We start from the raw sequence: 13,283 nt of genomic DNA on the forward strand, positions 1-13,283 counted from the left end.
CCGGTGCCCGAGGGCGACACCGTCTGGCGGACGGCGCGACGGCTGCACGCCGCCCTGGCGGGAGCCCCCGCGACACTCGTCGACATCCGGTGGGGTGAGGTGGACGAAGGGCGCCTCACGGGCGCGGTCGTCGACGAGGTCGTGCCCCGCGGCAAGCACCTCCTCCACCGCTTCGACTCCGGATGGACGCTGCACACCCACCTGCGGATGGAGGGCTCGTGGCGGGTCGAGGCCGCCGGGTCCGAGGCGGCGCGACGCGCGCTGCGCCGGACCGACCTGCGGGCGGCGATCGGCACCGATGCGTGGACGACGCTGGGTCTGCGGCTGGGTGAGGTCGACGTCGTGCCACGTCGCGACGAGCACCGGCTCGTCGGGCACCTGGGCCCCGACGTCCTCGGCGAGGACTGGGACCCCGACCTCGTCGTGCTGCGGATCAGCGAGTGTCCCCCGGATGTCACGATCGCCGCGGCGTTGCTCGATCAGCGGGTGCTCGCCGGGGTGGGGACATTTTGGGCGAGCGAGGCGCTCTTCGCCCAGCGGTTGCACCCGTGGCGTCTGGCCCGCGACCTCACCGGCGACGAGATCTCCGCGCTCGTCGCTCGCGTGCACGAGCTGATGGACCGGGGCAAGGACCACGCCGTCCAGTCGGCGACCGGCGTGCTGCGTGCCGACCACCGCTCGTGGGTGCACGGGCGATCGGGGCGGCCGTGCCGACGCTGCGGCGCGACGATCCGCGTGGCGCCGCTGGGTCGCACGGGGCCGGACCGGGTCTTCTTCTCCTGCCCGGGGTGCCAGGGTGGGCCGGCCCCGACCGATGACGGGCGTCCGCAGGGCCCGCTGGGCTCCCGGCGACGACCTGGCCGCTGAGGGCCGGCAGGTCCGGCAGAGCCGGTCAGGCGGCGGAGACGACGTCCTCGGAGCGGGTGGCGACCGGCAGGGTGAGGGGGGCACTGGCCCGCTCGGCCCGGTCGGCGCGGTGCGCGATCTCGGTGAAGACGGCGGACAGTGGCACCTCGAGCGCGGTGCAGATCGAGGCGATCAGCTCGGAGCTCGCTTCCTTTTCGCCGCGCTCGATCTCGCTGAGGTAGCCGAGAGAGACGGAGGCCTTGGCCGAGATGTCGCGCAGGGTGCGCCCCTGGGAGCGGCGGGCATCGCGCAGCACGTCGCCGAGCTCTTCACGCAGCAACACCATCACGGACCACCTCCTCGAGCATCTCGTCCGACACCACGGTACAACGCCCCACCCACAACGATCAGGTGAGTCCCTGCGAAAGGTCAGGGCCGCCGCCGGTCGACGTGCGACCGATGGCGTCGGCCACCAAGGTCAGCGCGGCAGCGACCGCCGTCGCGCGCACCTCGGAGCGCTCCCCGGTCAACGCCAGCCGACGCGTCGATACTCCCTCGGGCCAGGCGCAGGCCAGCCACACCGTGCCGGCCGGGTGTCCCTCGCTCGGGCCGGGACCGGCCACCCCCGTCGTCGCGACGGCGACGTCGACGCCCAGGGCGCGGCAGGCTCCCGTCGCCATCTGGGTCGCGACCTGCTCGTCGACGGTGCCCACGCGCTCGATCACGGACTGGTCCACGCCCAGCAGCGAGATCTTGACGGCGGGGTCGTAGGCGACGACTGAGCCGGCGAAGACCCGGGAGGCGCCGGGCACCTCGACGACGGTCGCGGCGAGCAGGCCACCCGTCAGTGACTCCGCGGTGCCGAGCGACCACCCCCGCGCGGCGAGGGCGTCGAGCAGTGCCGCGGCGTCAGCGGCCACGTGCCGCCTTGCGCTCCTGCTTCATCCGGGCGCGATCGCTCGTCGAGCGGAGCGTCATCGCCTTCATGACGTAGTCGACCGCGGTCGCGATCGTCACGACGAGGGCCGCGAGGAGGATCGCCCAGGCCAGGCCGCGCCACAGCCACTCCACGGGCAGGCTGCTCAGCGGGATGACGAAGAGGCCGATGGCCAGGGCCTGCAAGAAGGTCTTGACCTTGCCACCGCGGCTCGCCGGCATCACCCCGTGGCGGATGACCCAGAAGCGCATGAGCGTGATGCCGAGCTCGCGGGCGATGATGACGACGGTGATCCACCACGGGATCTCGCCGATCATCGACAGGGTGATGAAGCCCGCCCCGGTCAGTGCCTTGTCGGCGATCGGGTCGGCGACCTTGCCGAAGGTGGTCACCAGCCCCTTGGCCCGGGCGAGGTCGCCGTCGATGCGGTCGGTGATGATCGCGATCGCGAAGACTCCCCAGGCCCACCACCGGGTGACGGTGTCGTCGCCGCCGTCGCGCAGGACGAGCCAGACGAAGACGGGCACGAGCAGGATGCGCAGGACCGTCAGGGCGTTGGGCAGATTCCAGGGGCTGGGCTCGGGCGCCTGCGTCTGCCCCACCGGCGCCTGCGACTGCGGCTGGGAGGTCATGCCGACACCCGCCCGACGAGGTCGATGCCCTCGGTCCCGATGACCTCGGCGGTGACGATCGTGCCGACCTCCAGCTCTTCGACCGCTCCGGTGAGCAGGGTGACGCCGTCGACGTCGGGCCCCTGGTGGGCAGCCCGCCCGCTGATCTCGCCGGTCTCGTCGTCGATCTCCTCGACGAGGACCTCGACGACCTCGCCGACGCGCTCCTCGGCGCGCTGGGCACTCAGCTCCTCGACGAGCGAGCGCACCCGCTCCACGCGCTCGGCGATGACCTCCGGGTCGACCTTGTCGGTGAGCAGCTCTCCCTCGGTGCCGTCCTCGTCGGAGTAGCCGAAGACCCCGACGACGTCGAGACGGGCCTGGATCAGGAAGCGCTCGAGCTCGGCGACGTCCTCCTCGGTCTCCTCCGGGAAGCCGAGGATGACGTTGGAGCGGATGCCGGCCTCCGGCTGGCGCTCGCGCACGCCACGGATGAGCTCGAGGAAGGAGTCGGTGTCACCGAAGCGACGCATCCGCCGCAGCAGCGGACCCGAGGCGTGCTGGAAAGAGATGTCGTACCAGGGCACGACGCCCGGCGTCGCCGCCATCGCGCGCAGCAGCCCGGGCCGGATCTCCGCCGGCTGGAGGTAGGACACCCGCACGCGCTCGATGCCCTCGATCGCGACGAGCTCCGGCAGCAGCTGCTCGAGCAGGTCGAGGTCGCCGAGGTCCTTGCCGTAGGACGTCGAGTTCTCGCTCACGAGGAAGAGCTCACGCACCCCCTGGGAGGCGAGCCACCTCCCTTCGGCCACGACGTCGTTGGGACGACGCGAGACGAAGGCGCCACGGAAGGTCGGGATGGCGCAGAAGGCGCAGCGCCGGTCGCAGCCCGAGGCGATCTTCAGCGGCGCCCACGGCGTGTCCGCCAGGCGGGTCCGCGGCAGGTCGCTGGCGGTGTTGTGCCCCGGCAGGGCCACCTCAGCGGCATCGCGCTCGACCGGCGAGATCGGCAGCAGCTTGCGCCGGTCACCGGGCGTGTGGGCCTCGGGGGCGTGCCCGTCGAGGACCGCCCGCAGGTGGGCCGACATGTCGGTGTAGGAGTCGAAGCCGAGCACCGCGTCGGCCTCGGGCAGCTCGTCGGCCAGCTCCTTGCCGTAGCGCTCGGCGAGGCACCCGACGGCCACGACCTTTTGCGTGCGACCGTGCTCGCGCAGGCCGCCCACCTCGAGGATCGCGTCGATCGAGTCCTTCTTGGCCTGCTCGATGAAACCGCAGGTGTTGACGACCGCGACGTCCGCCTCCGCGGCGTCGTCGACGAGGGTCCACCCCTCGGCGGAGAGCCGCCCGGCGAGCTCCTCGGAGTCCACGTCGTTGCGGGTGCACCCGAGGGTGACGATGGCGACGCTACGGGTGGTGACGGACATGCCCCCACTCTAGGTCCCCGCAGGCGACTCAGTGACGCGCCCGGCTGACCGTCAGCGCCACGAGTCGCGAGATGACCATGGCGACGTAGAGGACGCCACTGAGCTGCTCGATGATCGTCGCGGCCCGCGCGTGCGGCTCGATGGCCGTGACGTCGGACAGGCCGACGCTCGTGAGGTTGGCCGCGGAGAAGTACAACAGCTCGAGGAAGGACTTCTGCCCCACGCCCGTGTGCCCGTCGAAGGAGCCGGGCTCGAGTGTCTGGATCGCCACGAAGAGGTAGGTGAAGCCGAAGAGGAGCACGGTGAAGGCCGCACCCACCGCGAAGAGCTCGTCTTTGGTCACCCACGTGTCGGCGAACATGTACGCAACGAGCCCGTAGGCGACGTACATGTAGAAGATCGCGAGCAGCAGGTGGGCCGCAAAGGTCACCGACACGTTGCTCCGGTCGACGACCGACCACACCTCGAGGACGAAGGCCGGGAAGCCGATGAGCAGGGCGAGCCAGGTCAGAGCCGGGGTGGAGCGGACGACCCAGATGCCGAAGGTCACGGCGAAGAGCGACAGCGAGGTGATGACCGCCCGGCCCCAGTTCTCCGACTCGACCCACGGGAGCAGCACGATCGCGAAGAGCTGGATGCCCACGAGGATCGCCGAGGGCTGCTTGCGCACGACAGCGGCCCAGTAGCGGGCCCCCGTCGGACGGCTGTCGAGCTCGTACCAAGCCTTCGTCATGGGGCAACCCTAGACTCGCCACGTGCTCGCCGGACCCCTCCTGCTCCCTCCCCTGCTGCTCGCCGTCCTGCTCTGCGTCAGCGGCGGCGCCAAGCTGCGTCACCCCGAGGAGACGCGCAGCGCCTTCGCGCAGCTGCAGCTGCCCCGGGCCCTCACCGACTCCCCCGCACCGCGGGTCCTGCCGTGGGCCGAGATCGTCCTGGCGGTGGCGCTCGTGGTGACGCCCGCCCCCTTCGCCCTGGGGGTGGCGGTGGTCACGCTCGGCCTGCTCATCGCCTACCTCGCCGTCATCGTGCGGGCGCTGGGCTTCGGCTACCCCGTGACGTGCAGCTGCTTCGGGCGGCTCGGGCTCGGCGAGGTCACCCGCCGCACCGCGTGGCGCAACGTGCTGCTCGTGCTCGTCGGGCTGCTCACGCTGTGGTCGGCGTCAGCGGAGGCCTCCGTGCTCGCGCGGCTCGCCGAGGCCAGCGCGGCGACGTGGGTCTGGCTCGCGCTGGTCGTCGTCACCGTCGCCGTGGTCGTCGTGACCTTCGGCGGGACGAAGGGGGCGACCCCCGCCCCCGCAGCGGCCGCCACCGACGAGGAGGAGCTGGACTACAGCCGCCAGCCGATGCCCTACGCGGCGCTCGAGGACGAGGCCGGCCGCTCGATCCCGCTGACGGCCCTCGTCGCCGAGGGCGCGGTGCTGCTCCTCTTCATCTCACCGGGGTGCGGTCCGTGCACGCCGGTCATCGAGGAGCTGCCGGGCTGGGACGAGGGGCTGGGCCCGGTGCGGGTGCGGGCGGTCGTCGCCCAGCCCGTCGAGCTGGCCACCCAGCAGGCCCCTGCGCTGTCCGGGCGGGTGCTGCACGACCCGCAGGGCACGCTGGCGCGCATCTTCGGCGTGGGGACCCCCGCAGCGGTGCTCCTCGGCGGTGACGGCCTGCTCGCCGGCGGTCCGGTCCGCGGCCGCGACCAGGTCGTCGACTTCGTCGGCGACGTGCGCGCCGAGCTCCTCGACGCCGGCGCCCTCGACGAGGCGCCGGCGCCCGAGCAGGTCAGCGACGGTCGGTGAGGGACCAGGCGTCCTCGTCGTCGTCCTCGGTCCATTCCTCGACGACCTCGGTGCCGATCGGGTCGCTCGCGTAACGGTCCTGCGCTGCTGGGGCACCCTGGCGCAGGTCGATGACGTCGGTGTCGGTGGAGACCCCTGCCGGCGCGGCCTGCGGGGCCTCGTCGTCGACGCCGCCCTCCACCCCGTCGGCACCCTCGGCCGAGGCCTCCGGAGCCGGCGGCTCCTCCCCCTTCATCAGGGCCAGGGTCGTCGGCAGGTCCTCGACGGTGATGAGCACGTCACGGGCCTTGGAGCCCTCTGAGGGGCCGACGACGCCGCGCGACTCGAGCAGGTCCATGAGCCGGCCGGCCTTGGCGAAGCCGACCCGGAGCTTGCGCTGGAGCATCGACGTCGAGCCGAACTGGGTCGTGACGACGAGCTCGGTGGCCTGCAGCAGCACGTCGAGGTCGTCGCCGATGTCCTCGTCGATCTCCTTCTTGGGCGCCTCCGCCGGGGCGACGTCCTCGCGGTAGACCGGCTTGAGCTGCCCGGTGACGTGGGCGACGACCGCCTGGATCTCGGACTCGGTGACCCAGGCACCCTGCACACGCATCGGCTTGGACTTGCCCATGGGCAGGAAGAGGGCGTCACCCTGGCCGAGGAGCTTTTCGGCGCCGGGCTGGTCGAGCACGACCCGCGAGTCGGCGAGCGACGAGGTGGCGAAGGCCATGCGCGAGGGCACGTTGGCCTTGATCAGACCGGTGACGACGTCGACCGACGGGCGCTGCGTCGCGAGGACGAGGTGGATACCCGCGGCGCGCGCGAGCTGGGTGATGCGCACGATCGAGTCCTCGACGTCGCGCGGGGCGACCATCATCAGGTCGGCGAGCTCGTCGACGATGACGAGGAGGTAGGGGTAGGGCTGGATGACCCGCTCGCTGCCGGGGATCGGCTCGACCTTGCCGGCCTTGACCGCCTTGTTGTAGTCGTCGACGTGCTTGTAGCCGAAGGTCGCGAGGTCGTCGTAGCGCATGTCCATCTCGCGCACGACCCACTGCAGGGCCTCGGCGGCCTTCTTGGCGTTGGTGATGATCGGCGTGATGAGGTGCGGGATGCCCTCGTAGGCCGTCAGCTCCACCCGCTTGGGGTCGACGAGCACCATGCGCACCTCGTCGGGCGTGGCCCGCATGAGGATCGAGGTGATCATCGAGTTGACGAAGGAGGACTTGCCGGAGCCCGTGGCACCGGCGACGAGGATGTGCGGCATCTTCGCGAGGTTGGCGATGACGTAGCCGCCCTCGACGTCCTTGCCGACACCCATGACCATCGGGTGCTCGTTGTTGCGCGCGACGTCGGAGCGGAGCACGTCGCCGAGGCAGACCATCTCCTTGTCGGCATTGGGGATCTCGATGCCGATGGCCGACTTGCCCGGGATCGGGCTGAGGATGCGCACGTCGGCCGAGGCCACGGCGTAGGCGATGTTCTTGGACAGGGCCGTGACCCGCTCGACCTTGACACCCGGGCCGAGCTCGACGACGTAGCGGGTGACCGTCGGGCCGCGGTGGAAGCCGGTGACCTGGGCGTCGATGCCGAACTCGTCGAGGACGCTCGTCAGCGACTCGACGACCTTGTCGTTGGCCGCCGAGCGCTCCTTGTGGGGGGCACCGGGCTTGAGGTGCTGGCTGTCGGGCAGCGTGTAGGTGACGTCGCCGGCGAGGGCCAGCTGCTCGACCCGCTGCGGCAGCTGGGTCGTGGGCGGCGGCTCGAGCACCGTCTTGTCGGAGGGCTTGATCGGCGCGACGACGGGGTTCTTCGTCGGGCGCTTCTCCCCGGGGCGCGGGCCCCCGGCCTCGGCCTGGGGCGTCTCGACGGTCTCGTCGGCCTCGGGCACCGGGGCCGACTTCTTGCGGCGCCCCTTGCCGACCGGCTGCACGACGGCGGCCTGGTCGAAGGCGGTGTCGCCGTCACGCTCACCCGACAGCTCCTCGTCGGCGGGGTCGATGACGCGGCGCCGACGGGCGCGGCTCACGGCGGCCTTGGGGGCGTCGTGGGCGGCCTCCGGGGCAGCGGTCACGTGGCTGGGCACCTCGCCGGTGAAGGCGGCGCGGATGTAGGCCAGCCGCTGCGGCACCTCGTGCAGCGGGGTACCGGTGAGCAGGAGCAGGCTGAAGAGGCCGAGGAGGACGAGCAGGATCGTCGCGGGCCACTCGGTGACCGCGGTGGCCAGCGGGTCCGAGGCGAGGAAGCCCATGATCCCGCCCGCATCGCGCATCGGGCCGGCACCGTCGGGCGGCTGCGGGATGTCCTTGGCGATGTGCGTCAGGCCGGAGGCGGCGAAGAGGCCCATGACGGCGCCGAAGCCGAGTCGCGCGTCGGCGGCGGAGTCCCCCTCGGAGCGCAGCAGGCGCACGCCGAGGACGAGCAGGACGATCGGCAGGGCGTAGGCGACCCGACCGAAGGTGCCGGCGAAGACCGCGTGGACCATGTCGCCGAAGAGGCCCGTGAGGCCCCACCACTCGCGGACGGCGACGACGAGGGCGAGCGCGAGGGCGAGGAAGCCCCAGCCGTCACGACGGTGCTCCGGCTCGATCTGGCTCGCGCTGTGCCCGATGCGGCGCACGCCAGAGCCGGTCGCGTGGGCGACCCCCATCCACGTCTTCTGCACCGCGGCGATGGGCAGCGGGAGGCCCCCGCCCGACGCGGAGGTCTTGCGGGAAGCGGAGGTCTTCCCCTTCGCAGCACTCTTGGCGGGAGCCTTGCGCCCGGTGGGGCGGGTGCTGCCCTTCGGGCGCGTGGAGGCGCCCTTGGTGCTGCGCGAGGTGGTCGACGGACGAGTGGCCATGCTTCGCAGGTTAGGCGAAAGCCACCCCTGACACACGCGTCACACGCGCAACAGGGCCAACCCCGCGCAGGCGGGTGTGGACGAGCCGGCGCGCCCCGGTCGCCTACCGAGTAGCGTCACGGCCGTGGAAGCCCGCACCGTCGTCGTCGCGATCCTGGCCCTGGTCGTCGGGGTCGCCGGCTGGCGCTGGCTGGCCACCGGCGGCTACCGCCGGGAGGACGAAGGGGGTCCCCTCCCCCGCCACGTGTGGGTGGCGGCGGTCGCCCCCTTCGTCGCCGTGGCCGTCGAGCGGGGGCTCGCCGACCGACCCTGGCCCGTCCTGCTGGCCCCGCTCTCCCTGTCGCTGGCCGGGCTCGTGCTCGCCGCGATCGACGCCGACGTGCACCGGCTGCCCAATGCGATCACCGTGCCGCTCGCGCCGGCCATCGCCCTGGCCGTGACGGTCGCCTCCTTCGCCACCGGTGACCTCGCGGCCCTCGCACGCGCAGGCACCGCAGCCCTGCTCGTCGGCGGCGGCGCGATCGCTCTCTCCCTGCTCCTGCCCGGCCGCTCGATCGGCCTGGGCGACGCCAAGCTGCTCGTGTCGATCGCCCCGACCCTCGCCTGGCTCGGCTGGAGCGAGCTCGTCGTCGGCATCTGGCTGGGCTTCGTGCTCGGCGGCATCGTCGCCCTCGCGCTGCTCCTCACGCGCCGGGCGGGCCGACGGACCTCGCTCGCCTTCGGCCCCCACCTCGTCGCCGGGGCCGTGCTCGCCCTCGCCCTCGCCTGACGTCCCAGGTCGCGAGACGGGTCCCGGAGTGGCTCGACAGCCGGCACCCGTCATCGGCTAGGGTCTCGACCCAAGGTCACGAGTACCAGCGACAAGCCCCGGCTAGCTGGTCGGCAACCCTCCTCCGCGGTGGGGTGCTCCGGGTGACGACCTGGCCGGCGACGCAGTGTCGCCCGGCAAGCGCGGACTCGAGGTCACCGCCCGGGTCCCTGACGGATCAGGAGCACTCCCATGACCGTGTCCGACCTCCACCGCACCTCCACCGCCCTGCCCGCGCTCGTCAGCGAGGGCCTGACCTACCGCGATGCCGACGGCTCGACCGTCGAGTACGCGCACCTCGACCACGGGGCGACGACGCCGGCCTTCGCGGCCGTCGCCCAGGAGGTGGCCGCAGCCGCCGTCACCTACTCCTCCGTGCACCGAGGCGCCGGCTTCGCCTCGCGGGTGACCAGCTCGCGCTACGAGCAGGCCCGCGAGACCGTCGCGACCTTCGTCGGGGCCCGCGAGGACGACCAGGTCGTCTTCACCCGCAACACGACCGACTCCTTCAACCTGCTGGCCCGCGCCCTGCCCGAGGACACGCTCGTCTTCGTCTTCGGCTCCGAGCACCACGCCGCGCTCCTGCCCTGGCCCCGCGCCCTGCGCCTGCCCGTGCCGCACAGCCACGACGAGGCGCTCGACCTGCTCGAGCAGGCGCTGCGCAACCACCCCGCCGAGCACCGGCTCGTCGTCGCCACCGGTGCCTCCAACGTCACGGGCGAGCACTGGCCGGTCGAGCGGCTCGCGGCTCTCGCCCACGAGCACGACGCCCGCTTCGCGCTCGATGCCGCGCAGGTCGTCCCGCACCGCCGGGTCGACATCGAGGCGATCGGCGCGGACTGGATCGCCTTCAGCGGTCACAAGATCTACGCCCCCTTCGGCGCCGGCGTCCTCGTCGGGCGCAGCGACTGGCTCGACGCCGCCGAGCCCTACCTCGCCGGCGGCGGCGCCACCGCCCGCGTGGATCTCGACACGACCGAGTGGACGCACGGCCCGGCCCGCCACGAGGCCGGCTCCCCCAACGTGCTCGGCGCGGTCGCGCTCGCCACCGCCTGCGAGATCGTCAGCGAGCACGAGCGGGCGATCCGCGACCACGAGCAGGCCCTGCGCATCCGGCTGCTCGCCGGCCTCGCCGAGATCGAGGGCGTGCGCGTGCACACCCTCTTCGGCGGGGGTGACGGCGCCCCGGTGGCGACGATCACCGTCGACGGCCACGACAGCGCCGAGGTCGCCCGCGTCCTCGGCGACGACCACGGCATCGGGGTGCGCGACGGCAAGTTCTGCGCCCACCTGCTCGTCGACGACCTGCTCTCCGAGACCGAGCACGACACCGCCGTGCGGATCAGTGCCGGCCTCGGCACGACGCCCGAGCACATCGACCGCCTGCTGGCGGCGCTGCGCTCGCTCTGACCCTCCTCGGGTAGGGCGAAGGGGGACCCGGCAGGCCCCCTTCGCCCCCGGGCGGTCTCAGGCCTCGACGACCACCGGGATGATCATCGGGCGGCGACGGATCTTGCCGCCGACCCAGCCACCGACCGCGCGGCGCACGACCTGCTGCAGCTGGTGGGTATCGGTCGTGCCCTTGCGGGCGGCCTCGTCGAGGGCCGCGACGATCTTGGGCTTGACCTGGGTGAAGATCTCGTCGTCCTCGGCGAAGCCGCGGGCGGTGATCTCCGGGCCGGCGACGACCTTGCCGCTCGAGGAGTCGACGACGACCATGACGGAGATGAAGCCCTCGTCGCGCAGGATGCGGCGGTCCTTGAGCAGCTCCTCCGTGGCGCCCCCGACGCTCGAGCCGTCGACGTAGACGTAGCCGCAGGGCACGGCGCCGGCGATGCGGGCGCGACCGTCGATGAGGTCGATGACCACGCCGTCCTCGGCGAGCACGACGTGGTCGGGGTCGACGCCCGTCGCGATGGCCAGGTCGGCGTTGGCGACGAGGTGGCGCCACTCGCCGTGGACCGGCATGACATTGCGCGGCTTGACGATGTTGTAGCAGTAGAGCAGCTCGCCGGCGCTCGCGTGCCCGGAGACGTGCACCTTGGCATTGCCCTTGTGCACGACGTCGGCGCCGAGCCGCATCAGACCGTTGATGACCCGGTAGACGGCGTTTTCGTTGCCGGGGATCAGGCTCGAGGCGAGCAGCACGGTGTCGCCGTCACCGACGTCGATCCGGTGGTCGCGGTTGGCCATGCGCGACAGGGCGGCCATCGGCTCGCCCTGGCTGCCGGTGCAGATGAGCACGACCTCGTCGTCGGGGTAGTTGTCGAGCTTCTTGACGTCGACGAGCACCCCGTCGGGGACGTGCAGGTAGCCCAGGTCGGCGGCGATGCCCATGTTGCGCACCATCGAGCGCCCGACCATCGCGACCTTGCGGCCATTGCGCTCGGCCGCGTCGAGCACCTGCTGGACACGGTGCACGTGGCTGGAGAAGCAGGCGACGATGATCCGCCGGCGCGCCTTGCGGAAGACGGTGTCGATCGCCGGGCCGATCTCCCGCTCGGGCGTCGTGAAGCCCGGGACCTCGGCATTGGTCGAGTCGGTGAGGAAGAGGTCGACCCCCTCCTCGCCGACCCGGGCGAAGGCCCGCAGGTCCGTGAGGCGCCGGTCGAGCGGGAGCTGGTCCATCTTGAAGTCGCCCGTGTGCAGCAGCGTGCCGCCCTCGGTGCGCACGAAGACCGCCAGCGCGTCGGGGATCGAGTGGTTGACGGCGATGAACTCGCAGTCGAAGACGCCGAAGGACTCGCGCCCGCCCTCGCGCACGCCGAGCGTGTAGGGCTTGATCCGGTGCTCCTTGAGCTTGGCCTCGACGAGGGCCAGCGTGAGCATCGAGCCGACGAGCGGGATGTCCGGCTTGTGCTTGAGCAGGTAGGGCACGGCGCCGATGTGGTCCTCGTGGCCGTGAGTGAGGACGATCGCCTGGACGTCGTCGAGCCGGTCGAGGATGTAGTCGAAGTCCGGGAGGATCAGGTCGACGCCCGGCTGGTGGTCCTCGGGGAAGAGGACACCGCAGTCGATGATGAGCAGCTGGCCATCGTGCTCGATGACCGCCATGTTGCGGCCGACCTCGCCGAGGCCCCCGAGCGGGATGACGCGCAGCGCCCCCTTCGCCAGCGGCGGCGGCAGCTCGAGGTCGGGGTGCGGGTGGCTCATGCGGTGGCTCCGATCCGGGAGGCGGTCAGGCCGGCGCGCAGCACCTCGAGGTGCTCGGCCGGCCCCTCGACGTAGGGCAGGCGCACGGCGGCGTGCTCGATGACACCGAGCTCGACGAGGGCGGCCTTGGCCATGATCGCGCCCTGCGAGGTCGACATCAGGGCATTGGTGACGGGGATGAGGCGGTGGTGGATCTCGCGGGCGGTCGCGAGGTCGCCGGCGTCGACGGCCTCGATCATCGCGCGGTACTCACGGCCGGCGATGTGCCCGACGACGGAGACGACGCCGTAGGCGCCCTGCGCGAGGTGCGCGAGGTTGTGCTCGTCGGCACCTGAGTACCAGAGCAGGTCGGTCGCGGCCATGACCTGCGAGGCGGCCCAGAGGTCCCCCTTCGCGTCCTTGACCGCGACGATCCGCTCGTGGTCGGCGAGCGCGACGAGCGTCTCGACGGCGAAGGGGGTCGCGGTGCGCCCCGGGATGTCGTAGAGCATGACCGGCAGCTCGGCGGCGTCGGCGATGGCGCGGGTGTGCGCGAGCAGGCCCGGCTGGGTGGGCTTGTTGTAGTACGGGGAGACGACGAGCAGGCCGTCGGCGCCGGCCGCGGTGGCCTGGCCGGCCATCTCGACGGCGTGGGCGGTGTTGTTGGAGCCGACCCCCGCGGTGACGGCGAGCCGGTCACCGGCCGCCTCCTTGACCGCCGAGACCATCGCGATGCTCTCGGCGGAGCTGAGGGTCGGCGACTCGCCGGTGGTGCCGTTGACGACGACACCGTCGTGTCCGGTGGCGACGAGGTGCTCGACGACGGCGGCCACGCCCTTCGTGTCCACCGCGCCGTCAGGGGTCATGGGCGTCACCATCGCGGTGATCACCCGTCCGAAGGGGGAAGTCGTCATGCG

At 72.3% G+C, this 13,283-nt stretch carries 12 protein-coding genes and 1 riboswitch; of the genes, 4 read left to right on the forward strand and 8 right to left on the reverse strand.

Going from position 1 to position 13,283, the window contains the following annotated elements:
- The first annotated feature begins 3 nt into the window (after positions 1 to 3).
- The gene (locus AB4Y78_RS09375) at positions 4 to 867 is read left to right on the forward strand and encodes an Fpg/Nei family DNA glycosylase (protein WP_441713542.1); all 864 of its coding nucleotides are present in this window, start codon (positions 4 to 6) and stop codon (positions 865 to 867) included.
- Positions 868 to 892: 25 nt separating this feature from the next.
- Here AB4Y78_RS09375 and AB4Y78_RS09380 read toward each other — a convergent pair whose 3' ends face one another.
- The 5 genes from AB4Y78_RS09380 to AB4Y78_RS09400 all read right to left on the reverse strand — a co-directional run bounded on the left by AB4Y78_RS09380 (position 893) and on the right by AB4Y78_RS09400 (position 4,551).
- Positions 893 to 1,192, reverse strand: a complete 300-nt coding sequence (locus tag AB4Y78_RS09380; RefSeq protein WP_128276741.1) for a helix-turn-helix domain-containing protein — start codon at positions 1,190 to 1,192, stop codon at positions 893 to 895.
- A 61-nt stretch (positions 1,193 to 1,253) separates the two neighbouring features.
- Positions 1,254 to 1,766 carry a CinA family protein gene (locus AB4Y78_RS09385; RefSeq protein WP_259909319.1) on the reverse strand — a complete coding sequence of 171 codons (513 nt, stop codon included), beginning with the start codon at positions 1,764 to 1,766 and terminating at the stop codon, positions 1,254 to 1,256.
- Positions 1,756 to 2,415 (reverse strand): CDP-diacylglycerol--glycerol-3-phosphate 3-phosphatidyltransferase, encoded by a 660-nt coding sequence (pgsA, locus tag AB4Y78_RS09390; RefSeq protein ID WP_306514535.1) that lies wholly within the window; start codon positions 2,413 to 2,415, stop codon positions 1,756 to 1,758. The genes AB4Y78_RS09385 and pgsA overlap by 11 nt, the downstream gene beginning before the upstream one ends.
- Positions 2,412 to 3,818: a 30S ribosomal protein S12 methylthiotransferase RimO gene (gene rimO / locus AB4Y78_RS09395; protein WP_441737074.1), complete on the reverse strand. Its 1,407-nt coding sequence runs from the start codon at positions 3,816 to 3,818 to the stop codon at positions 2,412 to 2,414. The genes pgsA and rimO overlap by 4 nt, the downstream gene beginning before the upstream one ends.
- Before the next feature lie 28 nt (positions 3,819 to 3,846).
- Entirely contained in the window at positions 3,847 to 4,551 is a 705-nt protein-coding gene (locus AB4Y78_RS09400) for an ion channel (RefSeq protein WP_259909316.1), read from the reverse strand.
- Between the two features lie 22 nt (positions 4,552 to 4,573).
- Between AB4Y78_RS09400 and AB4Y78_RS09405 the strand changes: the two genes are divergently transcribed.
- Positions 4,574 to 5,605 (forward strand): MauE/DoxX family redox-associated membrane protein, encoded by a 1,032-nt coding sequence (locus tag AB4Y78_RS09405; protein ID WP_007926126.1) that lies wholly within the window; start codon positions 4,574 to 4,576, stop codon positions 5,603 to 5,605.
- Here AB4Y78_RS09405 and AB4Y78_RS09410 read toward each other — a convergent pair.
- Positions 5,589 to 8,426, reverse strand: coding sequence for a DNA translocase FtsK (locus tag AB4Y78_RS09410; protein ID WP_007926119.1), 2,838 nt, complete (start codon positions 8,424 to 8,426; stop codon positions 5,589 to 5,591). The genes AB4Y78_RS09405 and AB4Y78_RS09410 overlap by 17 nt on opposite strands.
- A gap of 124 nt (positions 8,427 to 8,550) precedes the next feature.
- Here AB4Y78_RS09410 and AB4Y78_RS09415 point away from each other — a divergent pair, with 124 nt between their 5' ends.
- Both AB4Y78_RS09415 and AB4Y78_RS09420 read left to right on the forward strand, forming a co-directional pair.
- On the forward strand, positions 8,551 to 9,195 hold the full coding sequence (locus AB4Y78_RS09415; protein WP_441713540.1) for a prepilin peptidase: 645 nt from the start codon (positions 8,551 to 8,553) through the stop codon (positions 9,193 to 9,195).
- A 74-nt stretch (positions 9,196 to 9,269) separates the two neighbouring features.
- Positions 9,270 to 9,384, forward strand: a riboswitch (SAM riboswitch).
- Positions 9,385 to 9,426: 42 nt separating this feature from the next.
- The gene (locus AB4Y78_RS09420) at positions 9,427 to 10,644 is read left to right on the forward strand and encodes an aminotransferase class V-fold PLP-dependent enzyme (protein ID WP_007926115.1); all 1,218 of its coding nucleotides are present in this window, start codon (positions 9,427 to 9,429) and stop codon (positions 10,642 to 10,644) included.
- A gap of 57 nt (positions 10,645 to 10,701) precedes the next feature.
- On the opposite strand, the gene AB4Y78_RS09425 is transcribed toward AB4Y78_RS09420, so the two are convergent.
- Together AB4Y78_RS09425 and dapA are read right to left on the reverse strand one after the other, a co-directional pair.
- Positions 10,702 to 12,387, reverse strand: a complete 1,686-nt coding sequence (locus tag AB4Y78_RS09425) for a ribonuclease J (protein WP_265229704.1) — start codon at positions 12,385 to 12,387, stop codon at positions 10,702 to 10,704.
- Entirely contained in the window at positions 12,384 to 13,280 is an 897-nt protein-coding gene (gene dapA / locus AB4Y78_RS09430) for a 4-hydroxy-tetrahydrodipicolinate synthase (RefSeq protein WP_282070757.1), read from the reverse strand. Before dapA ends, AB4Y78_RS09425 begins: the two co-directional genes overlap by 4 nt.
- Positions 13,281 to 13,283 lie beyond the last annotated feature (3 nt).

The organism is Janibacter sp. RAF52 (genome assembly GCF_052114035.1).
Lineage (GTDB): Bacteria > Actinomycetota > Actinomycetes > Actinomycetales > Dermatophilaceae > Janibacter > Janibacter hoylei.